A 24,617-nucleotide genomic window follows, 5' to 3' on the forward strand; every position below is an offset into this window, starting at 1 on the left:
CTTTTCTGATTTTGAGAGAACATCTTTTATTTGGCCTCTTTTTGCTGTCGCGCTTGTTGCGTGGTAAAGGTGCAGCCAATTGAGGCAATGATAATGGTACCCAACGCTAACCATTGATTCCAAAGCAACATTTCACCAAGGAAAATAAAGCCTGAGAGAGCGGCAACTGCGGGTTCCAAGCTCATCAAGGTTCCAAAACTGAGTGGGGTTAAACTGCGTAGCGCAATCATTTCTAGGGTAAATGGTAGAGCACTGGCTAAAATTGCAAGCCCGATAAAATAATATAAATTAGGCAGTTCAAAGACTCGATCAATCGCCCCTGAAAATAGGGCGAAAGGCAGTAGGCAGAGCATACCAATTGACATGCCTAAGCAAACGGTATGATTGCCAGAAATGCCCGAAGGCTTTTGCCCTGCAATAATATACAGCGCCCAACATGCACCCGCACTGACCGCAAAAAATACACCGACCATGTCGAGACCTTGCTGTGCCTGTTGCAAAGGAAACAGCAAGATTAAGCCTAAAATGGCACAGCCGACCCAAATAAAGTCGTATTTTTGTCGAGCATGATACAGTGCCACACTCAAGGGGCCGATAAATTCAAAGGCCACTGCCAAGCCTAAAGGTAAGCGTTCTAGTGATAAATAGAACAGCGCATTCATCCCTGCAAGCGCAACCCCATAGGTCACAATGGCTTTCCAGCGTACCACTTTGAAGTTGATGGTCCAGATTTTAAAAATCAGCGCCAATATGATCGCACCAAAAAATAGGCGCATGGCGGAGACGGTCAATACAGGAAAGCTTTGAAACAGAATTTTGGCCAAAGAACCACTGCCTTGTACACACAACATGGCAATCATTAACAGCAATAAAGCATGCAGTGGTGTTTTCAGTACAGGGCTAGGCATCTTATTTTTTTAACATTCAGTATAATATTCACATAATAATTCAAATGCCCATAAAAAAGCCACAGCATCAACTGTGGCTTTTTCGACATTATTCTAAATATTGCTTAGAACAATACGCGAACGCGGATCGTGCCTTCAACGTGGTTCAAGGTATCAAGTGCTTCTTGAGATGCAGATGCGTCAACATCCATCACCAAGTAACCGATATCACCTTTGGTCATTAACGACTGACCAGAGATGTTGATGCCTTGTTCAGCGAACAATGTGTTGATTTTCGATAACACACCCGGAACGTTTTTGTGGATGTGAAGCAAACGGTGCTGACCATCAGAAAGTGGTAATGCGATTTCTGGGAAGTTCACCGCAGAAAGGGTCATCCCTTTGTCTGAATAAGCAACGAATTTTTCAGCTACTTCTAAACCGATGTTTGCTTGCGCTTCCATGGTCGAACCACCCACGTGTGGGGTTAAGATCACGTTGTCTAAACCGCGAAGTGGAGATAGGAACTCTTCACCATTGGCTTTTGGTTCTTTCGGGAATACGTCAACCGCCGCACCAGCGATGTGGCCAGATTTGATCGCATCGGCTAAATCTTCGATGACCACACAGGTACCACGTGCTGCGTTCAAGAAGATTGAGCCTTTTTTCATTTTCGCGAATTGTTCTTTTTTGAAGAAGTTACGCGTAGACGGAACATCTGGAACGTGTAGCGTTACCACATCTGCCGTTTCTAAAAGTTCATCTAAAGAGCCCACTTGACGTGCATTACCCAATGGTAATTTAGTCACAGCATCAAAATAGATGACTTTCATACCTAAGCTTTCTGCTAATACAGAAAGTTGTGAACCAATCGAGCCGTAACCGACGATACCTAGAGTCTTACCACGAGTTTCAAATGAACCCACCGCAGCTTTATTCCAACCGCCCGCATGGGTATCTTTCGACTTTTCAGGTACACGACGAAGCAACAAAATGGTTTCAGCAAGAACCAATTCTGCAACCGAACGTGTATTTGAATACGGTGCGTTGAATACAGGGATACCACGAGACATCGCCGCTTTTAAATCGACTTGGTTAGTACCAATACAGAAGCAACCGACTGCGATCAGTTTGTTTGCAGCTGCAAAGATTTCTTCAGTCAATTGTGTACGGGAACGAATACCGATGAAGTGCGCGTCTTTAACTGCTTCTTTCAAAGCGTCGCCTTCAAGCGCAGTTTTGTGGTAGTCGATGTTGGTATAACCCGCTGCATTTAAGGTATCGATGGCATTTTGATGCACACCTTCTAACAGAAGGAAACGGATTTTGTCTTTAGGTAGTGATAGATGTTGGCTCATTACGGCTCCGCTACAAAGGCCAAAATTTAGTTGCAGTACTATAGCATAGAGCTTTGAGATATAAATATTTGGTTTAAAATTCCCACAGCAGAATTATTGATAATTTTTCAGTTGAAGCTGAATTTTATTGGTTATACACATTTTGTTATTACAGTATCTTTATCCTAAGCTTTATCCCGTGCCTGCTTCTATGTAAAATGCAGAGATCTGATAGTCAAATCTGAAAACATCAGGTTTGCGCTGTTCTGCCGAGTTTCTATATGTTGAATACTGCATTTTAAGATATTGAAAAATATTATGTTGTTATTCAAATGCTCTATCTTTACTTCTTGCTAGGCCTGTAAACGATGAATGCTTCAGTCGCTTTAACACCTGAGTTATTGACCCAATTAACGGCAATTGTGGGTGAAAACCGAATTAAAACCGATGCCGACAGTTTGGAAAATTGGGGACGAGATCATACTAAACATTTTGATCCGAACCCATCAGTCATCGTTTTCCCTTCAAGCACTGAACAAGTTCAGGCCATTGTCAAACTTGCCAATCAATTTAATGTGGCGATTACCCCATCGGGTGGTCGTACTGGCCTTTCAGCGGGTGCAGTGGCTGCCAATGGTGAGATCGTAATTAGCTTTGACAAGATGAACCAGATTCTTGAGTTCTTCCCCGCAGATCGTATGGTCCGTGTTCAAGCAGGTGTGGTGACTGAGCAATTACAGAATTATGCCGAACAACAGGGCATGTATTATCCAGTAGATTTTGCTTCAGCAGGTTCAAGTCAGATTGGCGGTAACATCGGCACCAATGCGGGCGGGATTAAAGTGATCAAGTATGGTATGACTCGTAATTGGGTGCTTGGTCTGACGGTGGTGACGGGCAAAGGTGACGTACTGCGTTTAAACAAAGGCATGATTAAGAATGCGACGGGTTATTCGTTACAGCATTTGTTTATTGGTGGTGAAGGGACATTGGGTCTCGTCACCGAAGCTGAAATTAAACTTGAGCGTCAGCCACAGAACCTACAAGTTTTGGTTCTAGGGGTGCCTGATTTTGATGCGGTAATGCCTGTACTGCATGCGTTCCAGAAAGATATCGACTTAACTGCATTTGAGTTCTTTGGTGAGCTTGCGATGCAAAAAGTACTTGATCGTGGTCATGTACAACGCCCATTCGAAACGCAATGCCCATTCTATGTATTGCTTGAGTTTGAAGCACCGTATGAGCCGATTGTCGACAAGGCAATGCAGATTTTTGAGCATTGTATGGAACAAGGTTGGGTGCTTGATGGTGTGATGAGCCAGAGCCTTGATCAAGTGGAAAGCTTATGGCGTTTACGCGAAGATATTTCTGAATCAATCGCGCCGTTTATTCCATATAAAAACGACATTTCAGTATTAATTACCCATGTGCCTGCATTTATCCGTGAGATTGATGCCATTGTTCAAGATAATTATCCTGACTTTGAAATCTGTTGGTTTGGTCATATTGGTGACGGTAACTTGCACTTAAATATTCTCAAACCTGAAAATCTGACCAAAGATGAGTTTTTTGCCAAGTGTCAGGTGGTAAATAAATACGTGTTTGAGACCGTGAAAAAATATGATGGTTCGATCTCTGCCGAGCATGGTGTCGGTATGACTAAGAAGCCATATTTGGAATATTCACGTTCGCCTGAAGAAATTGAATATATGAAAGCATTGAAATTGGCGTTTGACCCGAATGGGATTATGAACCCAGGCAAATTATTTGATCTTTAATGCTTGATGAGATAAAAGAAGTTCTGTTAAAAGCGTATCGAAAGATACGCTTTTTTATTTTCCGTAAATAAAAAATTAATGTTGTGCGTTTCTTCTTATAATACAAAATGTAAATATATAAACTTCATTTTCATTATTTGTTGACATTAAATGCCAATTATAAGTGTTATATATGATTTTTATTGAATAAATAAAAAGAAATAATGTATTTAGTATTCATTATTCAATTAAATAAGAATGAGGGTATATAAGTGAATCCTAAAAAACATTTTTCTGAAGATGAAGTATCCAATTTATCTATAGAGGAAATTCATGAACGTATTGCTGCTGAACAAGAGTTTATGAATAAACAGAAGCATAAAAAGTTCTTTGCTGCGACACATGGCTCTAAAACAAAAAATGGTGGATTAATTAGAGCGACGATGAACCAAAAAATTAAAGTACAAGGGCATCTTATTGCTGTTGTTGGTGATGAAGCCATTTATAAGGATGGAACAACTTCTAAAATTATTTCGGGTGCTGGCGAAGCAGGGTCAATTGAAGGATATGACATTGCACTTGTTGGTAGCCGTTTAGAAAATGGTGATGAAATCATTGAAAGCCTACAATCAGTATTTGAGTATCGTTTGTATGCTGATCAAGAAATCCCTCAAGGTTTTCTCAGTCATGACTAAATTTCTTAGGAGACAATCATGGCTGTAGGCTTTGCAATTCATAACTCGATGACAAATCATGGTGGTATCATTCCTGCAACCCAAATGAGAACCTCTCAAATGGGTAACTTATTTTTGGTAGCAGGGGATGGCCATTTTTGCCCTAAATGTAAATGTTGGTCAAAGATTATTAAAAGTCATGATCATATTATTCTTGATGGAAAAGCTGTTGCTTATGTCGGTGATCAGCTTACTTGTGGTGCTAAAATTTTACCGAAACAATCTCATGTTGTGGGGGAAAGTCAGGGGACTAACTGTTCTTCAATATCATCGTCACCTCTAACACCTTTGCAAGATTTTCTTGTAGGAACCCCATCTAAAGAAATCCATAAGATTCAGTTTAAAATTGTAGATGAGGAAACAGAGGAAGGAATCTCTGAAATGCTATATGAGATCTATAGTAAAGATACTGGTAGTTTGCTCGTAAAAGGATATACAAATAAACAGGGAATGACGGCTCTTTATGAAAGTGAATACTCTCCAGAATCAGTTCAGTTAATCACTGTAGATCTATCAAAACCATTAGACGAGCTATAAGGGATATATATGGGAAGTAGTAATCGAGTTAGTAGCAATGAAGGTCGATTAATTTTTCATTCAAACTATGATAAGACACCTATAAATTCCGAACCATCAAGTCGAATAAACCTAAAAGAAGATACCAATTTATGTAGAGCAGATGATGGATATTTGACTGTATGTAGTGGTTGGGAAAATTTAATAAAGGTAAGAAAAATAGTGCCTTATACTTTTTGTATTCCGCAGCATCTTTGGAATCATATCAAGAATAGACAGCCTTTCGAGTATGATATGGCTTTACGTTTTGGTCTAGAGTTTGATCTAAAGGAAATAGAAAAAAGTAATCCTGGATTAATTTACACAGAATACTTTCACACATTGATGTATTTACGTTTTTCTACGTATCTATATAAAATTTCTAGAGATAAAGCACTTATTGCTGCGACAGAACTTTTAAAAGATAGTTTTGATATCCGAGTCACAGCACACTATAAGAATCTAGAAGATATTATAAAGCTAACCCCAGCAGGATATGGTATTTTTGATAAAGCTAGATATACAGCTTTAGCTGCAGCAAATAGAGATAACAGAGGAACATTTATGATTGGGCATCGGCTCTATCAAATGGTTTTTAATAAAAAATGGAATAGACAAGCCTATGAACTGTGCCGAACAGAATATGGTTATCAAGTTCCAAAATCTGAAGAATATGAAAACTTTTAAGTTCAACAACTGGAATAATTAATGAAACGTTTATGCATATCTTTTTTAATTTTTGCTCTTTTCGGATGTAGCCATGCAAATAATACAAACAAAGAAGACAGTGAAAAGCTTATTGGTGAAATTCTAAAAGCAAGATCAATAGCTATTAGTGATGATATTAATAAATCTAGAAAATTATATATTTCAGCTTATGAAAATGCTGATAAAAAATCAGTGATTAATAATGAACTACTCATTTATGCTGTAAATAAAACTGACTCTTTGTTTGGCAGTTATGAGATGAATAATGAAAATTTTGAAAACGAAGTTAAAAACAATAAGGATATTGATATTGGAGGAATCGATGGGCTTTGTATTTTTAATAAGTTTTTTAAAAAATATTCTAATACAACCGATATGAAAAAATTTCCACAAAGTCTCCAAGAAGATATGAATAAAGCTTTATCATTGCAGTCTATTTATCTTGAAAAACTCAGCGGAAGTAAGGATTATTTAGATCAATTAAAATGTTTAACATTAAAGTAAACATGCAACCAATGAAGGGAAAAGTTTATTTCAGAGCTAGCAAAAAATAGTTTTACTGCTCGTATGGCAATTGCTAAAAAGAGTTTTGGTAAAGTTATAGATATAGCACTATCCAATGCCAGTAAACCAGTATTGGCAGCCAATGCTTTGGCTACCTTTACTAACAATGGACCATATGGAATCAACGAATACATGTATCAAAATGTCTTTGGTCGCCCATATGATAGAGCAACAGTATCTCAATATATTCAGAGTTACCTATACACACCACCTAAAAACCGCTTCTCACTATGAAAATTACTTTACTACCAATATTGGTACTTTCCTGTATCTTTTTAACTTCATGTAAGGCATCGACAGATAAAGAAGATATTGATAATTATGTGAAAGTAGATTTAAAAAATTATGCAACAGACAATTATAGATTGCTTATTGAAGCCAATAAAAACGTAAACACTGAGCCAGCATTGAAAAACTCCTTGTTTAACAATGCATATGTTAAGTTAGGAACAGCTCGAAGTCTTTTAAACGAACAGTACCCTGATTGGATTGATGGTTTGGAGAAAAATGGTTATGACTATGGAGATCTTAACACTGTGTGTTGGATGACAGTATTCATGGAAAACTATGTAAACAATATTGAAGGGAAATACAAAAAAGACCTTAAAGATGAAACCTTAAATGATGTTCATAATCTTTATAATGAAAGACAAAAAATTATCAAACTGCGTGATAGTAAAGATAGGACTGCTAAGAATTTTGTAGAGGTTTGCGAGTGATTTTTAAATCACTTATTTACACCCTCAGATACTGATACAGGTTCAAGTAATATGTTAGCTGCTAAAAAAATTATACTCATATGTCTTTTATTACTTTCTAGTGGTTGTAGTAATAAAACACCTCCAAAAGAACAACTTGCATTGCAAATACCATTACCTCCTATTTTAATTGGTTTTGATAGTGTTGTTTATGCGAAAGCATTACAACAACAACCATCTGACTTAACAAAAAGTATTTATGATTCCTCAATATCCAAAGCAATGTTTTTTAAAAGGCTTTTAAATGATTCTGGTGAAAATGATGACTTCGAAAAAGATATTGAGATCACCCAAATTAATTCCCTATGTGTAATGGGGAAATTCTTACTTTCAGATAAATATAAAGATGCATTGAACTTAAAAGGGGATGTTTATACAGAATTCTATGGTTGGCTTAGTAAAAAACAACAAAAATGGGAAAGTTTATTATCCCATCAAGATAAAAGAATATTTGATGTTCCTTGCTCAACTTTAAAGTAAATTCTCTATTTCCCCCAATTTTTCTTAACTTTGGGGCTACATCCCAAAACTCATGTCTCAATCTTGTTTAGGTTGGGGTTACTCTATTTCTAATTGGCTATCTTTCATTTGGACGAATTCTTTCATTTGGACGAATTTTCCAATATTTAGAAGTTCCTAGTACGTTCTGCTGTGTCCGAGAAACTATCAGAGAGACTCCTATTGATATTTGTAAAACTATGAATACAACACGGGTAGTAACGTAAGCAAATCACTAACTGCCAAAGTAACAGCAGGCCATACTATTTTTTGGAAAGCAGCATGAAGTTTAAAGTATTCAGTTTAATATTTATGTTTTTTTCATACATAACCATAGGGCATACAAAAACAAATAATGAGTTAATTAGCAACCATATTATGCCAAGCCATAATCTTCAATTAAGTGGTTCATATCCATCAATAAAAGGAAAACAATTTAAAGAGATTAATAATTCTATTTCTAAATTTATTGCAATCAATTTTGATAGAGAAGATGAGCAGTACCCTACAGAAATTAGTTTTGAAAAACTATTTCAGAATGAGAAAATATTAAGTTTTTCAATTGATTATAATATCAGCAACTCAACAGAAAGATACTTTAATAAATATTACACACTGAGTCTCTCTAATAAAAAGGAGCTAAGTCTTTCAGAATATCTTAAAGATAAAAAAATTTCTAAGTATGATGTACTAAAGAGTATAAATAGTTTTATTTCACCTTGTCTATCCGTAAAAAAATCTCTACCTGATTACTGTGCTGATATGACACTGCAAAGCCTAATTGAGAATAAAAAAAGGGTTGCTTATTCAGATATATCTAGTTTTTTTATTAAGAATAATAGTGATATAGGAGTAGGTATCGACTCCAATAAATTTACTACTACTTTTATCTATAATATAAGAAGTAAAAAGATTGTTTTAAATTAGCCATTTATATTCTACAGCTCATAACCCACCTATGTTTAGGTTGGGAGTGTTTATTTTCGTTTTCCATTCCTTTATTTGGATGATATTCGTTTTTTATTTTTTATATGCTTTCCAACCTGCCAAAATATGGTAAATCAGTGGTAAAAGGCAGAGTGCAAAGAAGCCACAAATTGCAACTGCCCAGACAGGTAGACCCTGTGGATCTCCCAAAAAGAAATAAGCAAAAACCGAATAAGACAGCATCCCAAACATCGCCATTGTGCCGAGTGGAAGGGTAATTCTAAAAATTAAGACCTTAGCAAAGGCTTTGTAAGGCGTCATATTTCGATTCAAAGCATAGGCAATAATCATGACCAAGATATAGCCCATAATAAACAGCATAAATAGGGTAGCGGCAAACAGTAGACCCGTGCGCCAACTCTTTTCCTGAGCAGAATGATCACCTGCCTCATAAACGACCTGAATATGATCTCCGACCACGGGCACATCGCCTGAACGGACTGAATTGTCCAAGACCAATGTTCTGTTTTGATTATCTTTGAATTGTACTTGTGCGGTATGCATTAAAGTTTTGGTCTTATATTTACGCCCGTTGGAATCTGTACGTTCGGTATCGACCCATTCTGAGGTATAGCTCACGATGGTTGCATCATAGCTAGGTTTGGTTGCCAAGCCATATACCGCTTGCGACACCCAATAAGTAAAAGGAAAAAATAAAGAACTGATGCTAAACACCACAACAAATAAATAAGCAAATTCAAACTTACTGCTGTCACGATTTTTAGCTAAACGTTTCAGCCAAAACTTTGTTAGGACAAAAGACCAGACACATAAGATCGCAACCACCACCAAGAAAACCTGTCCCGCATAAGTCAGTTGCATGCATGATCCTATTTGTTATATTGAATAGAGCTTGATTTTATCAGTTGGTGATCTTTTTAAAATCAAATTAATGAGTACAGTCAAAAAGAGTATTGTCTCTCACAAGTATAAATTTTTAAATAATGAAGCCATTGCAATGAATATCCATTACGAAATTGAAAAACTGTTTCAACAACGCCAAGATATCCCATTATTTTATATCGAAAGTGGCAGCCGTTTATGGGGCATGGCCAGTCCTGACAGTGACTACGATGTACGCGGTTTTCATCTACCGAGTAAAGACCAGTATTATGATTATAAAAAGCATCGTGACTTGATCGAGATCATGGATGGCGATTTTGATTTTGTTTCTTATGACTTGGATAAAATGTTTGGGTTATTGGCAAAAAGTAACCCCACTGTTTTGGAGTGGGTCAGAGCACATATTGTGTATTTTAATGCCTTTCCTGAGTGGCAGGGTTTTCGTGATGGATTACTAGAGCGAATCGACTATAGCGCGTTGTATCACCACTATTTATCACTGGCAAAAGGTGGCATGAAAGTGATGCAAAGCGCAGATAACTTTACCTATAAAAAAGTGTTTTATTCGATTCGTGGCTTGATGTCGGCTGAGTTAGCCACTCAAGAGCAGATGCCTGAATTACTGATTACCGATCTGTTTGCGCAAGTCGATGCAAATGATCCATTACGGCATTGGGCGGAAGATTATCTGGAAATTAAAAAGCAGCAGAAAGAAAAGGTACAACTGCCTGAAGCAGAACAAGCCGCGATTCTTAATTTATTGGAACATAAGATCGAGCAGTTGGCGGAAAAGTCGATGCAGAAGGCAGATCGACGTGCTAGTTTGGAAGCTTATTTAACGGATTATAGCCGTCATTTAAAACAGCATTATTATCAATAAAATGATTCATTTACCCATTACCGAAGTTCGACTTAAATATTCAATATGTCGAACTTCGGTTAATGGTTCTATTTGTTAAATCCCGCTGTTTAGAATACGAATTTTTACATCGACAACATGGTCTTTGGTTGCTTCAAAATGCTGTTGCATATGGGCAGTTTGCATATGCGCTGCTAAATGAGCGGTACTCTGCCATTTCTCTAACATGACAATCGTATTCTCATTCGTTGCCTGCATCTCAATGGCAGGAAGATGATCAATCAATGGCTCATAACCATGACAACCATCTTCTGCCAGTACCGTTGGAATGATTTTTTCAAAAGCATCTAAAACGGCTTGGCGATGTTCCACACCTGCATGTGTATAAATTTCAGCAATAATGGTTAGCATATTATTTTCTCACTTAATGGCTTATGGCAAACAACTGATCTAAATGGGTTTTATACGCTTCAAGGTAACTTGGCACATTCGGCGCCTTGATCACATCATTGACGATAAAGGTCGGTAATGAGTCCATACCCAAGAATTGATTAGCTTTATGGAAAGGTAAATAAACGCCATCCACGCCAACACCGTGGAAGAACTGGTCTGGATCGGTAAAGGCTTCGATTGGTGCATTCCAAGTTAAAGACAACATATATTTTTTACCTTGGATTAGGCCACCTGAACCATACTTTTTCGATGCATCTGAACGGCTACGGCCATCGCTGGCATACAGTGAACCATGGCCAATCGTGAAGATATCATCGATGTATTTTTTCATGGTCCATGGTGCGCCCATCCACCAACCTGGCATTTGGTAAATCACCACATCTGCCCATAGATATTTGGCAATTTCGGCTTGAATATCATAGTCACTGTCGGTACGAGTCACTTGTACCTGATGACCTAAGGTGCTTAGATGTGCTTGAGAAAACTCGGTCAGGGTGTCGTTCAACTCACCATTCGAATGTGCAAATTGTTTGGCACCATTAATAATTAAAATATTGCTCATACGATTACTCAAAAATAAATCTCTAAAAACTGGAACGCATTTTAGAAAATCTATTCATGAGTAAAAATGCATAAATGAGCAAAAGACTATTGATCAAAAGTCAATAATTGGACTATTCGATTTTAGATTTTTTAGCTTTATACCAACGACGAATGCCCCATAAAATCGCAATCATTAAATCTGTCGTACCTTATGTTTGAATTTAAATTTTATTCACATAAGTGGCTCCAAAGAAGTAATCTTGTAAAATAGCTTTGATAGGCTCAGATTATTATAATTAACAAATATATCTAATTATATTGATATATTAGGCCATAAATTAATTATTCAAAAATATTAATTTTTAAAAATTAAAAAGTTACCATAAAAAAGGAAAAATAATATTTAAATATTTAAAAATTTGGCATAGAGTAAATTGATCTTAATTAACCTGAATCCTACTTAAGGAGATAAGATCATCACAACTTGTGAGCGATTCGCTATCTTGTTTATGAAAAAATTTATGATTAGATCTGATAGAACTAAAATTGGATTTAAATAGTCATAAAAATTACAATTATTTCATTGTCTTAAATAAATATCTTAGCCCTGATTCGAGGTGATTACGTTTTTCTATTCTTTAATATGTCAGAGAGGTTCTTAAAATTAATTGTTTAAAAAATTAAAATCTAAATATCAGGAATTAAGTTGATGAAAAGTTTGTATTATATTTTAAGTATTTTAACAGCCTTTACTTCAGTTAGTACTATAGCGGCTGATAAAACTAAAACTTCAGAGTTTGAATACGCATTAAAATCAGATTCTGCTAAATATGCGCAGCTTACTAAAATAGATCCAGAAAAAGCTTATAGAAGGTTTTTAACAGAAGACTATTCAGCCAAAATAGTAGAAGAGTTGCGCGCAAAATATAAAGATAGGTTGGCTGGAATTTATATCGAGCACGAACCATACTCTAAAATAGTGGTAAAATTAGTTGGCAACTCTAAAGAGAGAAATAAAGCACTTACGATTCCTCAACCACAATTTTCTAAACTAAAACAGTCAAATATTCCACTTGAGTTAAAAGTTGAATTTGAAGAAAACGCTCAATATACAAACCAACAACTCAATGACTTATTAGATAATCATATAAATGAAATAAAGCAAATTTATCCAAATCTCCAAGGCAGTTATGTAGATGAGAAAACAGGAGAAATTGTTCTTACAATTTTGAAAAGCAACGATGATCTAACAAAATTAAATCAAGTAAAAAGTCTATTAAATATACCTATTCGGCTTATGTATATTGGAGCCCCTTTGTCAAGAGAAGCTGTACGAGGAAGCGGTACAATAATTAATAGTGCTACAGGAGAAGGCTGTACAACTGGGTTTGTAGTCAAACAAACATCAGGTTCAACTACTGGTGTGGCAACGGCTGGCCATTGTGGCCAAAATAATACCACAGCATCTTATACAGGTGTTGATGGAGCATCACATACTTTAACGCCACAGTCCTCTGCACATAACAATAATAGATAACTCATTGGAATCGTGTCATAAAAAAAATCTCACGACAGATAATATGACAGACTTCAATGAGTTATAAGGCTATATTAGAAAAATCTATTGATGAGCAAAATACTCTTGATCAAAAGTCAATAATTGAACTATTCGATTTTAGATTTTTTAGCCTTGTACCAACGGCGAGCTCCCCATAAAATGGCAATTGCCAAATACAGCGGCCACAGCATCACAAGCCAAATGATGGTTTCTCTAAAGCCATATAAGCCCACTTTAATCGCTTCCCAAATTCGACTGAATAGCGGATCACTGTCTAAGGTGGCAATACGATTGATATTCAGATCATGGGATTTACGCACTTGTGATTGCTGGAAGAATTCCAGTCGAATGGTGCTATAAGCCAAACGGTCTTTGACTTCTAAATTGGTCAGTTGCTGTAGCTGATTGTTCACCGCATTGGATCCGCTGTTACTTTGATTGGCGGTATTGAGTTTTTCTTCGAGCAATTTTAATTCATAACGCTTCGCTTCATAGCTTTGAGTATTAAAGTTCAGCATGAGGGGTAATAAATTATTTAAGAAGCTGGTGACTTGTGCATTGGGAATACGAACCGTGAGTTGCACTGTGGGGGTAATCTTTTCATAGATGTCGACACTGCCATCAATACGATCACGTTCAGAGCGGTCACTGACTTGATAATTAATCTGCTTCTCTTCGATATAACCATTGTATTGCAATAACTGCTGCTCTAGTGCTGATGTGGTTTTTAGTACATCCTTCACTTCAAATTGCAATTGTGCGCTTTTGACCAATTGACGATTCTGTTCCAAAGCACTTTGTTGATTGCTGACTAATTGCTCTGGATTTTGGACTGCATTGTCTTGCACTGCTTGACTGTCTGCAGCGGCAGTTTCAGTTGCCATTGCAGCTTCACTGGCAGGGTCTTCCTGTTTTTTCGAGCAACCTAAGGCGGTGCTCCCAAGGATTAAAATAATCGTTAATTTCTTTGCTAAATCTGACATATCGGCATGTCCAAACTAAGGTGATTTTGATGTTATAAACTGTGTTTTTTTAATCATTTGTTATGATCATCATCTTGAATGATGACAACAAATTTAATGCACGCCACATACATTTTGTTGCGTGGCCATTCAGTTTTGCATAGTAGCATAAATGAGCTAAATGGATTGGATAGGTACAAAATGCATAAAATTGCGATAATCTTGGGATCTGCTTTATTCCTCACTGCATGTAATCAGCCGATTGCACCCTCGCAACAGCAAGCAGAAGTGCAAAAGAGTACAGTGATGCATGTGATTTTATCGGATCAACCCAATCTGTTTCATGAAGACAGTAATTTAAAAATCGATCAGCAGTTCAATCGTGCGGAAAATCCAACCGATGCACAAGTGACAGTGGAGCAAGCACAGTTGGATGATTCTGTGATTGCGGTGCGTACTGAGTATCAATTAAAACGCGACCAGAATACTTGGAAAGTCGTCAATAAGAAGCAAAGTTATCAATGTGCTAGAGGAGAGAATACCGAAACTTTCCAATTTGAGTTATGCCCATAATTTTGTGCATTATTAAACAGTGAATAAAAGTTCAGCAAAATTGTGGATAACTTTTCGGTTATGCACATTGCTGAATTGCTGTGATGGATTGTTTAAATTGCGGTCATTTTGAAAAAGTGCTACAGTTGCGCGTGGCAATTTAGCCAAACGGTAAAATATTTACCAACCTCACGTAATAAATTGTTTTTCTTATATACACCCAGTGAATACGGTGTTTTCACATTTATCACATGCTGGTTCACAGCATGGAATCAAAATTTAATTTAAATCTAAGCCATAAAACCTTGTGGTAATGATCCCTTTTTCGTTTTGAAAAATGGGACGAACACGAGTTGGTTATTTTTGTGAATAAAACATGATGACGAATAATCAGAACATGACGTTAAACCGTATAACGCTCATGTTTCCTTTAGCTTTAGTGCTATTCGAATTTTCAGTTTATATCGGTAATGACTTGATTCAGCCTGCGATGTTGTCGATTACAGAACAATTTGCGGTCAGTGCAACGTGGGCACCCTCGTCAATGTCATTCTATTTATTGGGCGGTGCCAGTGTTGCCTGGCTGTTGGGGCCGCTTTCAGACCGTCTCGGGCGTAAAAAAGTGCTCTTGGCTGGTGTGGCATTTTTTACGCTGTGCTGTTTGCTGATATTACTGACCCATAATATTGAACAGTTCCTGACACTGCGTTTCTTGCAGGGTATGGGGCTGAGCGTCATTTCTGCGGTGGGTTATGCTGCGATTCAAGAAACCTTTGAAGAGCGCGACGCGATCAAAGTCATGGCACTGATGGCGAATATCTCCTTATTGGCACCTTTACTGGGCCCTGTATTAGGTGCATTTCTGATTGATTATGTGTCATGGCATTGGGGCTTTGTTGCCATTGCTGCGGTGTCTTTTATCAGTTGGTTTGGTTTAAAGAAATTTATGCCCGCGACCCAAGAAAGCCGTAAACAACCGAAGCAGCCTTTTAGCTATATCTTTGATGACTTCAAAAAAGTATTGAGCAACCGTCGTTTCTTGGGCTTAAGCATCGCCTTACCGATGGTGGGGATGCCGTTGATGTTATGGATTGCCTTATCACCGATTATTTTGGTGGATGAGCTGAAATTGAGCAGTGTGCAATATGGCTTGGCACAGTTCCCTGTGTTTTTTGGCTTGATTGCCGGTAATATCATTCTGATCAAGATCATTGATCGTTTCCCTCTCGGTCAAACCATTCTGTTTGGTTTGCCAATTATGTTATTGGGTACGGTCTTCTTGGTGTTGGGTGTGATTTGGCAGACTTATCTGGTGCCTTGTCTCTTGATTGGCATGACTTTAGTGAGCTTGGGTGAGGGGATTAGCTTCTCGGTGATGTATCGCTTTGCCTTGATGTCATCTGAAGTGTCCAAAGGAACAGTCGCAGCAGCCGTATCGATGTTGATGATGGTCAGTTATTTTGTCGTGATTGAATTGGTTCGAGTACTGTATACCCATGTCCATATCTGGGCCTTTGCTTTAGCCAGTCTGGTTTTGATCGTATTCTGGTTTAGCTCCCCACGCCAAGCTTTGAAACAGCATATGCTGGTACGTCAGCAAGATGGGCTGAATTAATTTTGGCTTCCATTGACTGCTCACTTAATTTCTAAGCTGAGCAGTTTATTTTTTAACGATACTAATTCGGTCAACGTTTCTAGCAGCAGACTCATTTGTTTTAACAACAAGGGATGCTTTTCAGAGATCTGTTCTTGCAGATTCAATGCTTCAATTTCTTTAAGCAAGTGCTCTACCTGATGTTGTGGAACGGGCACTTGTTCAATCAAGCTTTGCTTAAGTAGCTCCTCAATTTTATCCAGCAGTTGGAGCAGTTTCAGATCTTCGATTTTTTCCCGTTGATGTCCCAAGGCCGAGACATAACTGAGTTGGCTATGGCTATAGACCAAATAGCGAAACGCATGTTGAATGAGTTCTTGGTTGGGCTGAGGTTCGGTACTCAGACTTGAGATCATATTAGACAGCTCAATCTGGGCATTATGTGCTGCACGTCGAGTGGTTCGGTATTCCAGATCGAGTTCACGCCCTTGATGATATTGCTGTACCACCACATGAAAATAATCGAAGGTAGTTTGATTATTTTTCTTGATGTTGCTGGAGATATTGCGGAAATTCCAGTCTGGCCAAATAAAATTAACGGCGAGCCATGCAATCGCGCAGCCAATAAAAGTGTCAATCATGCGTGGCAGGATAATACTAAAACCTGCCCCTTTTAAATTAAAAATCAATAACACCATCAAGGTGGCCATCACCGTGGCGAGTGCATATTTTTTTTGTCTTAAATAGAAAAATAATACCCCACAAATCACAGTGAGGAGTAGTTGCCCCTCAATACTGGGGACAAAATAAAGAATGGGGATACCTAATAACACTCCGAGTAAAGTGCCAATGGTTCTGAGTTTGAGACGGCTTTTGGTGGCAAAATAGGTAATCTGGCAGACAAATAAACTGGTGAGTAAAATCCAATAGCCATTTTGCGCAAATGGTAATAAGGAAATAGCATAGCCAACCGCAAAGATCACAGCCAAGCGGACGGCATGACGGAATAGTGCCGATTGCGGACTGAGTTGCTGTTTGATTTTTAAAAGTAGATCCTGCGCACCCTGAATATCATCATCAAGCAAATTGAGATGGTCATGATGTTGTTGTGGAGCGCGTTGTTCAATATTCTGATTGAGTTGCAGTTGGGTAAACTGCTCATGCACACTTTTTAAATTATTGAAGATCAGTTCCAGATTTTTAACTTCGAGATTGTTGGGGTGTTGTTGCACCCAGTCACGCATGGATAATTCTAAATTGCCTAAAGCTTTACTGGCAGATTCACGCGGCTGATAGCTCTGATGCTGCAAGATTGCTTGGCTTAAATCATGACAGGCCAAGGCTTGTAGCTGCATATTCTTTTGAATACGAAAAATCAAATCACTGCGGCTAAAATTTTGATGAATTTTTTCATAATGCAGATAGCTGGAGGTGACTTGTTCATGCATATCTTGAGCAAAATAATATAAGTTCAGCCAATAAATACTGGTGTTGTTCACCCGAGACGCTTTTAAGCGCGTCAGTAAGGAGTTTTTGGCTTGATTCAGACTAGTGACCACTTGGCTGTTTTTTTGAGAAAGTTCGAACAGGAGTGTTTCGACATTATCAATATTATCTGGGTCGAATAAACGTGATTTGGCTTGCAGTAATTCAGCAAGCTCTTGAAAAATAGCTGAGATCTTTTCTTGTAGTGGCAGGGTTGGGCGAATCACAAAAAATAAGATTGAAGTTAGCCCATACCACAAGGCACCCAATACAAAATAACTGGGTTGCTGGTACCAGTGTGGATATTCACCTAGACCGAACATGGTATAGATCGAGAGTAAAATCGTGCCAAAGGAAATGGTGGCATAGCGTTGCCCAAGTGCCCCCATTATGACCAGCGCTGCACTGGAGAGGCTGAGATAAACAATGAACCAAAATTTATAGGGGGCGAGAAACTCTAAAATAGTACTGACCGTAAAGAACAGCGCGCAGACATAGATCAGATTGCGTAAACGAATGCTGAGACGATCATCAAAATCGGTCAGTGCGGTCGCAATTGCCCCTAAGGTGGCAGGCACAATCAGCTGTCCAAATCCGAAATAATGTAAACCGAGTGTTGTACCGCAAAGCACAATCATGATTTGTAGGCAATAAAGCAGAATCGAGTTGGAGCGAAAGCGATTGAACAGGATAGATAAATTTTTCACGATTCTTATTCTTGAATATGTTCTGGTTTCATCATACAAATAAATGTCCCAAAGGAAAGCATTGTCAGCCAACAAGCGGCACTATTTTTGAACATCAATATTTGCTTGATCTTTCAAATAATAGATAAGATGCAAAATTCATGCTCAGTTGTATTTTGTTCTTGTAAGATTGGATAAGAAATAAAAATGGCTAAAAGTAGTGTAACTGTGGATAACTCGGAAGATACCCACAGTATTGAAATTACTTAATCACACCGCAGGCAATACGGTCACCACCACCGCCTAATGGTTTTGGTGTATCCGAATAATTGTCTCCACCGACATGAATCATAATGGCACGGTTCTGGATATCAGCCAGTTTTAAACGTGGTGCAATCACAGGTGTGGTTGCAAAACCTTTTTCATTTACAACCAACACAGGAAGGTCACCCAAATGTCCAGTTTCTGGCGTACCATGATGTGCAACCTTTTCAGGGTTTAAGTGGCTGCCTGCTGCCAAGGCGGCGCCCATTTTTCCATCTTTAAGCGCCGCTTCACAGGATGGGTTTTCATGGATGTGGAAACCATGTTCGCCAGGAGAAAGTTTCCAAAGTGCAGGGGTGATTAATAAACCCTTTGGTGTTTGTTGAAAAGCAACCGTTCCGATGGAAGCACCAACGCCATTGGCATCGACTTGATAGACTTGGATCAATTGCTTTTGATCGCTTTTGCTGGCTTTGGTTTGAATCTTAGCCGCATTTTTGTCGAGAGAAACCGAAGAGCAGGCTGCGATACTTAAACTCAGACAGCTCAGTAGAGAAATTTTTTGAAGCATTGACGTCATTGCGAAGATATCCTTATAAATTATCTTTATTTGATGATTCAAACAAAGTCAGGGATATCTCGCAAGCCACATTAATCAATTCATGACAAAAAATTAAACGAAATATACCTATTTAGTTTCGGGTGGTGCTTCCAACGCTGCAACAGGTTCGTCAACATTTTCATGCAGCCATTCACGCCAAATCGCTAACAGGATGGCTAAAATCACTGGGCCAATGAATAGGCCGACCAGACCAAAGCTGGCAATACCGCCTAATACCCCGAACATGATCAAGATAAATGGAATCTGGGTTGCGCCTGAAATCACCAATGGACGAATCACATTGTCTGAGCTACTCACAATCACCACACCCCAAACCACAACCCCAATGGCTTCCATGGTTTGCCCCTGAGCAAATAACCACAGGCCTACTCCAAGATATGAAACAGGTGTTCCAAAAGGAATCAGCGCCAAGATAAAGGTGACCATAGTCAACAGCATTGGATTTGGAACGCCTGCGACAAAATAGCTAAGGCCGGCCAATAGAGCTTGTGCAACTGCAGTTAAACCAACGCCGTATACGACAGCACGAGTCGTTTCCGAAATGGTATCCAAGTAATGATGGACACGTGGGCCAATCACCATTTCTAAGGCACGGCTGACTTGTGCCAAGATCATTTGTCCATCACGGTAGAAGAAGAACAAGGTCATCAGTGCAAAAGTCAGTTTGACCAAGTTACGGCTAATTTCACTCAGGACAAAACGACCATAGCTGAGATGGCTTTGAATCCATTCAGCAATATTCTTGGTGATACTGTTTGGATCACTACTCAGTTCATTAACGGTACGACTGATGTCTTTGCCAATAATCGGTAGATTTTTGATAAATTCAGGAACTTGAACATGACCTGAAAACAGTTGTCGTTGTAAATTAAAATATAAATTACGACCTTCAAGTTGCAACATAAAGATTGCACAGATAAACGGCACACCAATCACGATAATCACCAAGCTAATCATCAGTGTGGCATTCAGTGTCGGTCGGTTTTCACCAAAGAAACGACGCTGTACCCATAGATATAAGGGCCAAGTCATATAGGCAATAATTGCGGCCCAAAGGACAGGGACAATAAAGTATTTGAGAATACTGAATCCCAAAAAGAGCAGGACAAAAAATAGTCCAAACAGCAAAACGCGTTGTAATATGGGAGCGTATTGTTGCACGATAGTATTTCTCAAGTGCTAGAAATTGAATAAAACCATCTTAACTGAAAAAGTAGGCGAGGGAAATTTTCATTTCCCCATTTTAAGATTTGATATCAAAAGATTACGTTTCTTTGCAAAGTCTTAGAACCACTCGCTGGGATCATCGACCAACTGGTTTAAAACAGGCTGCCATTGGCTTTGGATGCTGACAAAGTTTTTCTGGGTCTTATCAAACACACTCAGCCCTTGCATTGCCAATGTACCATAGGCACTACGCTCTGAAATCCATGCCACAGGGTCTTGCTCAATCTTGCTAAAGAAGTCTTGAATATCTTTGGAACTGGCACTGTTCGGTTTGACACGATTGGCGATCAACAAGATTTGTACCTTGCCTTTACGAATACGCTTAATGTCTTGTAAATGTTTTAAGAAGCGGCGAGTACTGTCGATATCAAAGAATGATGGTTGTAATGGCGTTACAATGGCATGTGCTTCGCTGACCAATTGCTCGGCATGTTCGCCTGAGAGTGCACCAGGGGCATCAATAATCAAATAATCTAAATTCTTGGGTGCTTCGCCAATGGACTTTTCATGTCGCCAATCTAGGCTCTGAATACCTGTGACCGTTTCAGGGCGTTGCTTGAGCCATTGCAAAGACGATTTTTGGTTGTCAGCATCTGCTAGCGCAACCTTATATCCTTTTTGCGATAATGCGGCAGCGAGTGTAATAGCTGTCATGGTCTTGCCACAGCCACCTTTTTGATTTGCGATTAATATGGTTTTCATGAAATTAGATTTATTAACTAGGCTCTCGTATTCGTTTATACCTTAGCATCTTTTTCGGTCAAGTGTGTTACACATGACAAAAGTTTCATGTTGCAGTTAAATAGCTGCATTCAAGCAAAGGAAAGTGACTATGTCGGTTTGGTTAGCGATGCTGATTGGTGGTTGTATTGGTGTCGTGATCACCACGATTATTTTATCCAGCACTCGTAATGGGCGGATTCAGGCGGAGTATGAGAAATATATTGCTGAATTGGAGCTGGAACATAAGCAAGCTTTACTCGATGCGCAGAAGCGTAGTGTCAATACCAGCCGTGCGGTATTGAAAGGTAAAATGGCGGAGCAGTTTGCACCGATTCTGCCTGAGTTTCGTTATTTACCCAGTGATGCTAAATTTTTAGGTGATCCTGTCGATTACGTGGTTTTTGATGGTTATACCGACTTTCGAGATGGCGATGGTACAGCCGAAGATATTGAAGTGATTTTACTGGATATTAAAAGCGGTGGCGCACGCTTAAGCAAAGGGCAGCAGGCGATTGCTCAAGCGGTCACTGAAGGGCGTATTCGTTTTGAAACCTTGCGAATTGATTTTGAAGATCAATGAGGCGTTTCTAATTTTTGTACGCGTGCCAACAGCATTGTTTGCGCCACAGATGGGATTCCTTCTGCATCAAAATATTGCTTTTCGATCAATTTAAATTTGGCTTGTAAGAGCTGGCGTTCAATATCCCGATTTAAGTGGCAGCCATCGGCTATCCGTTTCTGAATTGGGGTTAGTAGCGTCTGCAAGGACTGTATTTTTGCCGAGTTTGGATGTTTGACATGCTCAACCAGATGGAAGGTGCCTGTTGGTTTGAGTACCCGATGTATTTCGGCTAAGGCCTGTTCAAGATCAGCAATGCTACACAGTGTCCACGTCGACACAATATGATCTAAAGAAGCGTCGGCAAAGGGGAGTTTTTCTGCACTGGATTGCACATGTTTAATAAAGAAAGGTGCATGTTGTACCCGTTCAACGGCCAATTGATAAATATCAGGATTGGGCTCTAAGGCGTACACTGAATCAACATTGCCATAAAACGGAATATTGAGCCCTGTACCAAAACCAATTTCGAGTACTTCACCTTCGAGTGGTAGTAATAATTCACGACGTCGATCCATCAAGCTAGCGGTTTGCATGACCTGATTGAGCAAATGAGGAAAGATATGACGTTGGTAAAATTGGTAAATCATAGAGATCCATTCGTTGGTTTTAATAAAGAGGATACTTCACTAACAGCACAAAAATATGACTAAAGTGAGTTTGATTGTTACCAAAAAAAGCACTTTTTTTCACCATCTCAGCATACTATCAACAGAAAGGCTTTTCTAATATTTTCGAGGATAATCGAGCCATGAAAAAACGTCTATGGATGAGTTTATGCATGGTGGCTGCAATTGGGCAAACACATGCATCAACGGGTCAGGCAGAATATAATATTGCCAATGGCTTAGCGCCTGTTGTGGAATATCAATCGATTTCGGTATTAAAACCTTTTGATGGTAATTTCCGTATTCTTGGTTCAAAAGTTTATCATGACGATGAGCAAGCCAAATTTTCTCCGATCGACTATGCGGTGAGTTTGGGAGCATTTACTGATCCTGCAATCGCTCGAACGATTGATGTACGTCAATATGATCGTTATTTGAATTGGAAAATGAATACACTGCCTGTGCCACCCGATCAAGCGATCAAACTGGTGTCCAATATGCACATTATTCCTGCCAATCCAGAGATTGCCAAACAAATCAAGCAAGTGAAACGCGGTGACTTGGTTCAACTCAAAGGTGAGTTGGTTGAAATTCGAGATAAGGACTTGGTGTGGAAATCTTCTTTAACCCCAGGTGGGGTAGGCGATGGTGCTTGTGAATTATTTCGTGTGAGTTCAATTCATTGGATTGAGAAGCAGAATATCTAACAATGAATGTGAAATAAAAAAGGGGCTGATGCCCCCTTTTTTTATTTATTTCAGTTACTCAGCTTGCATTTTGCTTTCAGCTGTTTGCGCATTTCTCCAGTGATGCAACTGGCTTTGCGCGTGTAGATATTCATTCAGCTGATTGACCTGCTGATTCGCATCTGTTGTTTGGGCGGTATTGGCTTGTTCCAAGACTTGGGCTTGATGCTCCCAATAATCATAAAGCAAACCTTGAATATAGCGACCCTGTTCAGTTTTGAGTTCTAGCTCTTTGAGCATCTTCAACGCTGAGTTCACATTATCTTTTTGACGTTGCTGCTCGAATTCAGGTGTGAGGCTATTGGCTTCTTTCATCTTGGCCAATTCCATTTCCATACTATCGCTCATGTCGGTAAAACGATGATCATAGTCTTCTAATACGGCAATATCATGCCCATCATCTGCTGTGGCAGGGAATTGCTTGATCGGTGTTTGATTGAGTTGACCAATCGCGTCATTACTTGCGCTGCTTTGCTGTTGTTGCTTTGCAGTTGGCTCTTTGTCCTTATTACACGCACTGAGCACCAGCGCTGAACTGAGTACACAAGTAAGGGCAAATGTGGTTTTTAGATTAGGCATAGCAGAGCTCGTTCAAGAATTAGTTGGATATTTTCTGAAAATGGTAGGCAAAAGTCGTATAGGGGAAACTAATCTGATCTTGCGCAGTTAAGCCTGTAAAATCAAATACAATTTGTTCAAACTTTGCTTTGAGTTGTTGTTGCTCTGTTGAAGGCATTGCGGCAATAAAACTAGTAGACAGCAAGCGTTTACTCACCACCTGTTCGACAGTGCCCTGATGCGCCTGTTGAAAGGTGGTTAATCCATCCAGTTTAAATAAGCTTTGCTCCTCGAACACTTGTTTCCATAACTCACTGTGATAACGAGGGGTATCACCTTCTAAAAGTGCAATTTCATCGGCCAAAGCTTTGACCCAATCGACCGAGGTATCGCGCTGATTCCAGATTAAACCAAGACGCCCTGTGGAACTCAGCACACGATGCATTTCTGTTAGGGTTTCAATATTGGCAAACCAATGGAACGATTGCGCACAGAGAATGGCATCAATTGATGCATCGGCGAATGGTAATTCGCTGCTGAATGCCTGTCGACAATCGATAGTCGGATAAGCTTGTTGAAGCTGCTGTAACATTTCCGTGACAGGCTCGACCGCAATCACTTTTGCCTGTGTCTCAATCAAGTAGGGTAAGAATTTGCCAGTCCCAGCACCGAGGTCAACAACAGTGGAATTTTCACCTATTTGGAGCCGATCTTGCAGCCAAACCGCTATTTCTTGCGGGTAACTGGGGCGAACTTGCTGGTACAGTTCAGCCCCTAAACTAAAGCCTTTTTGAGCAGCAGGATGTAAGGATTGTGTCATTTTTTGCGCTTTTTAATCTGTCTTATCTCTATAAAATAAGATACTCCGCAATTATGGTTTGGCAAAGCCATCATTTGGTGACTTTTTGCTACAGACCTAGGATCAACTTT

General features: G+C 39.0%; 27 protein-coding genes and 1 pseudogene. 15 read left to right on the forward strand and 13 right to left on the reverse strand.

Annotated features, from left to right (window positions below; translation table 11 throughout):
* Positions 1 to 26: 26 nt before the first annotated feature.
* A complete protein-coding gene (locus F957_RS18370) occupies positions 27 to 908 on the reverse strand; it encodes an EamA family transporter (protein WP_016542760.1) in 882 nt (293 codons plus the stop codon).
* A gap of 104 nt (positions 909 to 1,012) precedes the next feature.
* Positions 1,013 to 2,245, reverse strand: a complete 1,233-nt coding sequence (gene serA / locus F957_RS18365) for a phosphoglycerate dehydrogenase (protein WP_005185444.1) — start codon at positions 2,243 to 2,245, stop codon at positions 1,013 to 1,015.
* A 347-nt stretch (positions 2,246 to 2,592) separates the two neighbouring features.
* On the opposite strand from serA, the gene F957_RS18360 reads away from it, so the two are divergent.
* The 9 genes and pseudogenes from F957_RS18360 to F957_RS18325 all read left to right on the forward strand — a co-directional run bounded on the left by F957_RS18360 (position 2,593) and on the right by F957_RS18325 (position 8,725).
* Positions 2,593 to 4,002: an FAD-binding oxidoreductase gene (locus tag F957_RS18360; RefSeq protein WP_016542761.1), complete on the forward strand. Its 1,410-nt coding sequence runs from the start codon at positions 2,593 to 2,595 to the stop codon at positions 4,000 to 4,002.
* 251 nt (positions 4,003 to 4,253) lie between these two features.
* Entirely contained in the window at positions 4,254 to 4,676 is a 423-nt protein-coding gene (locus F957_RS18355; protein WP_016542762.1) for a PAAR domain-containing protein, read from the forward strand.
* Positions 4,677 to 4,694: 18 nt separating this feature from the next.
* Positions 4,695 to 5,252 (forward strand): PAAR domain-containing protein, encoded by a 558-nt coding sequence (locus F957_RS18350; protein WP_016542763.1) that lies wholly within the window; start codon positions 4,695 to 4,697, stop codon positions 5,250 to 5,252.
* Between the two features lie 9 nt (positions 5,253 to 5,261).
* Complete coding sequence (locus F957_RS21575) at positions 5,262 to 5,957, forward strand: hypothetical protein (protein WP_016542764.1); 696 nt, start codon at positions 5,262 to 5,264, stop codon at positions 5,955 to 5,957.
* A 21-nt stretch (positions 5,958 to 5,978) separates the two neighbouring features.
* Positions 5,979 to 6,482 (forward strand): hypothetical protein, encoded by a 504-nt coding sequence (locus F957_RS18345; protein ID WP_016660122.1) that lies wholly within the window; start codon positions 5,979 to 5,981, stop codon positions 6,480 to 6,482.
* Positions 6,481 to 6,776: pseudogene (locus F957_RS18340) on the forward strand (hypothetical protein); the annotation flags it as partial. The gene F957_RS18345 and the pseudogene F957_RS18340, both read left to right, overlap by 2 nt.
* Positions 6,773 to 7,261 carry a hypothetical protein gene (locus F957_RS18335; RefSeq protein WP_016660124.1) on the forward strand — a complete coding sequence of 163 codons (489 nt, stop codon included), beginning with the start codon at positions 6,773 to 6,775 and terminating at the stop codon, positions 7,259 to 7,261. The pseudogene F957_RS18340 and the gene F957_RS18335, both read left to right, overlap by 4 nt.
* Positions 7,262 to 7,312: 51 nt before the next feature.
* Positions 7,313 to 7,780, forward strand: coding sequence for a hypothetical protein (locus tag F957_RS18330; protein WP_016660125.1), 468 nt, complete (start codon positions 7,313 to 7,315; stop codon positions 7,778 to 7,780).
* A gap of 300 nt (positions 7,781 to 8,080) precedes the next feature.
* Positions 8,081 to 8,725, forward strand: a complete 645-nt coding sequence (locus tag F957_RS18325) for a hypothetical protein (protein WP_016542768.1) — start codon at positions 8,081 to 8,083, stop codon at positions 8,723 to 8,725.
* Positions 8,726 to 8,818: 93 nt separating this feature from the next.
* On the opposite strand, the gene F957_RS18320 is transcribed toward F957_RS18325, so the two are convergent.
* A complete protein-coding gene (locus F957_RS18320; protein ID WP_016542769.1) occupies positions 8,819 to 9,607 on the reverse strand; it encodes a hypothetical protein in 789 nt (262 codons plus the stop codon).
* Between the two features lie 136 nt (positions 9,608 to 9,743).
* On the opposite strand from F957_RS18320, the gene F957_RS18315 reads away from it, so the two are divergent.
* Positions 9,744 to 10,508, forward strand: coding sequence for a nucleotidyltransferase domain-containing protein (locus F957_RS18315; protein ID WP_032861143.1), 765 nt, complete (start codon positions 9,744 to 9,746; stop codon positions 10,506 to 10,508).
* Positions 10,509 to 10,583: 75 nt separating this feature from the next.
* Here the strand turns inward: F957_RS18315 and F957_RS18310 are convergent, their stop codons facing one another.
* Entirely contained in the window at positions 10,584 to 10,898 is a 315-nt protein-coding gene (locus tag F957_RS18310; protein ID WP_016542771.1) for a putative quinol monooxygenase, read from the reverse strand.
* 13 nt (positions 10,899 to 10,911) lie between these two features.
* Positions 10,912 to 11,502, reverse strand: a complete 591-nt coding sequence (locus F957_RS18305; RefSeq protein WP_016542772.1) for an NAD(P)H-dependent oxidoreductase — start codon at positions 11,500 to 11,502, stop codon at positions 10,912 to 10,914.
* Positions 11,503 to 12,192: 690 nt separating this feature from the next.
* Between F957_RS18305 and F957_RS18300 the strand changes: the two genes are divergently transcribed.
* On the forward strand, positions 12,193 to 13,020 hold the full coding sequence (locus F957_RS18300; RefSeq protein ID WP_016542773.1) for a chymotrypsin family serine protease: 828 nt from the start codon (positions 12,193 to 12,195) through the stop codon (positions 13,018 to 13,020).
* Between the two features lie 128 nt (positions 13,021 to 13,148).
* On the opposite strand, the gene F957_RS18295 is transcribed toward F957_RS18300, so the two are convergent.
* Positions 13,149 to 14,024, reverse strand: coding sequence for a DUF4349 domain-containing protein (locus tag F957_RS18295; protein ID WP_016542774.1), 876 nt, complete (start codon positions 14,022 to 14,024; stop codon positions 13,149 to 13,151).
* Positions 14,025 to 14,204: 180 nt separating this feature from the next.
* On the opposite strand from F957_RS18295, the gene F957_RS18290 reads away from it, so the two are divergent.
* Entirely contained in the window at positions 14,205 to 14,576 is a 372-nt protein-coding gene (locus F957_RS18290) for a hypothetical protein (protein WP_016542775.1), read from the forward strand.
* Positions 14,577 to 14,934: 358 nt separating this feature from the next.
* Positions 14,935 to 16,170: a chloramphenicol efflux MFS transporter CraA gene (gene craA, locus F957_RS18285; protein WP_378319715.1), complete on the forward strand. Its 1,236-nt coding sequence runs from the start codon at positions 14,935 to 14,937 to the stop codon at positions 16,168 to 16,170.
* A gap of 20 nt (positions 16,171 to 16,190) precedes the next feature.
* Here the strand turns inward: craA and yccS are convergent, their stop codons facing one another.
* The 4 genes from yccS to F957_RS18265 form a co-directional block, all read right to left on the reverse strand.
* Entirely contained in the window at positions 16,191 to 18,341 is a 2,151-nt protein-coding gene (gene yccS, locus F957_RS18280) for a YccS family putative transporter (protein ID WP_032861129.1), read from the reverse strand.
* 241 nt (positions 18,342 to 18,582) lie between these two features.
* Positions 18,583 to 19,164 carry a superoxide dismutase family protein gene (gene sodC, locus F957_RS18275; protein WP_016542779.1) on the reverse strand — a complete coding sequence of 194 codons (582 nt, stop codon included), beginning with the start codon at positions 19,162 to 19,164 and terminating at the stop codon, positions 18,583 to 18,585.
* 108 nt (positions 19,165 to 19,272) lie between these two features.
* Positions 19,273 to 20,367: an AI-2E family transporter gene (locus tag F957_RS18270; RefSeq protein WP_005201278.1), complete on the reverse strand. Its 1,095-nt coding sequence runs from the start codon at positions 20,365 to 20,367 to the stop codon at positions 19,273 to 19,275.
* A 123-nt stretch (positions 20,368 to 20,490) separates the two neighbouring features.
* Entirely contained in the window at positions 20,491 to 21,135 is a 645-nt protein-coding gene (locus tag F957_RS18265; protein WP_004657565.1) for a ParA family protein, read from the reverse strand.
* A 130-nt stretch (positions 21,136 to 21,265) separates the two neighbouring features.
* Here F957_RS18265 and F957_RS18260 point away from each other — a divergent pair, with 130 nt between their 5' ends.
* Positions 21,266 to 21,736, forward strand: a complete 471-nt coding sequence (locus tag F957_RS18260) for a Holliday junction resolvase-like protein (protein WP_004657567.1) — start codon at positions 21,266 to 21,268, stop codon at positions 21,734 to 21,736.
* On the opposite strand, the gene F957_RS18255 is transcribed toward F957_RS18260, so the two are convergent.
* Positions 21,730 to 22,365, reverse strand: coding sequence for a class I SAM-dependent methyltransferase (locus tag F957_RS18255; RefSeq protein WP_016542780.1), 636 nt, complete (start codon positions 22,363 to 22,365; stop codon positions 21,730 to 21,732). The two genes, F957_RS18260 and F957_RS18255, sit on opposite strands and share 7 nt — an antisense overlap.
* A gap of 161 nt (positions 22,366 to 22,526) precedes the next feature.
* Between F957_RS18255 and F957_RS18250 the strand changes: the two genes are divergently transcribed.
* Complete coding sequence (locus F957_RS18250) at positions 22,527 to 23,090, forward strand: hypothetical protein (RefSeq protein ID WP_016542781.1); 564 nt, start codon at positions 22,527 to 22,529, stop codon at positions 23,088 to 23,090.
* Between the two features lie 54 nt (positions 23,091 to 23,144).
* Here F957_RS18250 and F957_RS18245 read toward each other — a convergent pair whose 3' ends face one another.
* Together F957_RS18245 and F957_RS18240 are read right to left on the reverse strand one after the other, a co-directional pair.
* On the reverse strand, positions 23,145 to 23,708 hold the full coding sequence (locus F957_RS18245) for a hypothetical protein (protein ID WP_016542782.1): 564 nt from the start codon (positions 23,706 to 23,708) through the stop codon (positions 23,145 to 23,147).
* 19 nt (positions 23,709 to 23,727) lie between these two features.
* Positions 23,728 to 24,507 (reverse strand): class I SAM-dependent methyltransferase, encoded by a 780-nt coding sequence (locus tag F957_RS18240; protein WP_016542783.1) that lies wholly within the window; start codon positions 24,505 to 24,507, stop codon positions 23,728 to 23,730.
* Positions 24,508 to 24,617 lie beyond the last annotated feature (110 nt).

It is taken from the genome of Acinetobacter gyllenbergii CIP 110306 = MTCC 11365, assembly GCF_000413855.1.
Lineage (GTDB): Bacteria > Pseudomonadota > Gammaproteobacteria > Pseudomonadales > Moraxellaceae > Acinetobacter > Acinetobacter gyllenbergii.

What these genes read in the sequence shown, in the direction of transcription:
- F957_RS18370 (WP_016542760.1), bottom strand. Translation starts at nt 908, where the DNA reads ATGCCTAGCCCTGTACTGAAAACACCACTGCATGCTTTATTGCTGTTA.
- serA (WP_005185444.1), bottom strand. Translation starts at nt 2,245, where the DNA reads ATGAGCCAACATCTATCACTACCTAAAGACAAAATCCGTTTCCTTCTG.
- F957_RS18360 (WP_016542761.1), top strand. Translation starts at nt 2,593, where the DNA reads ATGAATGCTTCAGTCGCTTTAACACCTGAGTTATTGACCCAATTAACG.
- F957_RS18350 (WP_016542763.1), top strand. Translation starts at nt 4,695, where the DNA reads ATGGCTGTAGGCTTTGCAATTCATAACTCGATGACAAATCATGGTGGT.
- F957_RS21575 (WP_016542764.1), top strand. Translation starts at nt 5,262, where the DNA reads ATGGGAAGTAGTAATCGAGTTAGTAGCAATGAAGGTCGATTAATTTTT.
- F957_RS18345 (WP_016660122.1), top strand. Translation starts at nt 5,979, where the DNA reads ATGAAACGTTTATGCATATCTTTTTTAATTTTTGCTCTTTTCGGATGT.
- F957_RS18335 (WP_016660124.1), top strand. Translation starts at nt 6,773, where the DNA reads ATGAAAATTACTTTACTACCAATATTGGTACTTTCCTGTATCTTTTTA.
- F957_RS18330 (WP_016660125.1), top strand. Translation starts at nt 7,313, where the DNA reads ATGTTAGCTGCTAAAAAAATTATACTCATATGTCTTTTATTACTTTCT.
- F957_RS18325 (WP_016542768.1), top strand. Translation starts at nt 8,081, where the DNA reads ATGAAGTTTAAAGTATTCAGTTTAATATTTATGTTTTTTTCATACATA.
- F957_RS18320 (WP_016542769.1), bottom strand. Translation starts at nt 9,607, where the DNA reads ATGCAACTGACTTATGCGGGACAGGTTTTCTTGGTGGTGGTTGCGATC.
- F957_RS18315 (WP_032861143.1), top strand. Translation starts at nt 9,744, where the DNA reads ATGAATATCCATTACGAAATTGAAAAACTGTTTCAACAACGCCAAGAT.
- F957_RS18310 (WP_016542771.1), bottom strand. Translation starts at nt 10,898, where the DNA reads ATGCTAACCATTATTGCTGAAATTTATACACATGCAGGTGTGGAACAT.
- F957_RS18305 (WP_016542772.1), bottom strand. Translation starts at nt 11,502, where the DNA reads ATGAGCAATATTTTAATTATTAATGGTGCCAAACAATTTGCACATTCG.
- F957_RS18300 (WP_016542773.1), top strand. Translation starts at nt 12,193, where the DNA reads ATGAAAAGTTTGTATTATATTTTAAGTATTTTAACAGCCTTTACTTCA.
- F957_RS18295 (WP_016542774.1), bottom strand. Translation starts at nt 14,024, where the DNA reads ATGTCAGATTTAGCAAAGAAATTAACGATTATTTTAATCCTTGGGAGC.
- F957_RS18290 (WP_016542775.1), top strand. Translation starts at nt 14,205, where the DNA reads ATGCATAAAATTGCGATAATCTTGGGATCTGCTTTATTCCTCACTGCA.
- craA (WP_378319715.1), top strand. Translation starts at nt 14,935, where the DNA reads ATGACGAATAATCAGAACATGACGTTAAACCGTATAACGCTCATGTTT.
- sodC (WP_016542779.1), bottom strand. Translation starts at nt 19,164, where the DNA reads ATGACGTCAATGCTTCAAAAAATTTCTCTACTGAGCTGTCTGAGTTTA.
- F957_RS18265 (WP_004657565.1), bottom strand. Translation starts at nt 21,135, where the DNA reads ATGAAAACCATATTAATCGCAAATCAAAAAGGTGGCTGTGGCAAGACC.
- F957_RS18260 (WP_004657567.1), top strand. Translation starts at nt 21,266, where the DNA reads ATGTCGGTTTGGTTAGCGATGCTGATTGGTGGTTGTATTGGTGTCGTG.
- F957_RS18255 (WP_016542780.1), bottom strand. Translation starts at nt 22,365, where the DNA reads ATGATTTACCAATTTTACCAACGTCATATCTTTCCTCATTTGCTCAAT.
- F957_RS18250 (WP_016542781.1), top strand. Translation starts at nt 22,527, where the DNA reads ATGAAAAAACGTCTATGGATGAGTTTATGCATGGTGGCTGCAATTGGG.
- F957_RS18245 (WP_016542782.1), bottom strand. Translation starts at nt 23,708, where the DNA reads ATGCCTAATCTAAAAACCACATTTGCCCTTACTTGTGTACTCAGTTCA.
- F957_RS18240 (WP_016542783.1), bottom strand. Translation starts at nt 24,507, where the DNA reads ATGACACAATCCTTACATCCTGCTGCTCAAAAAGGCTTTAGTTTAGGG.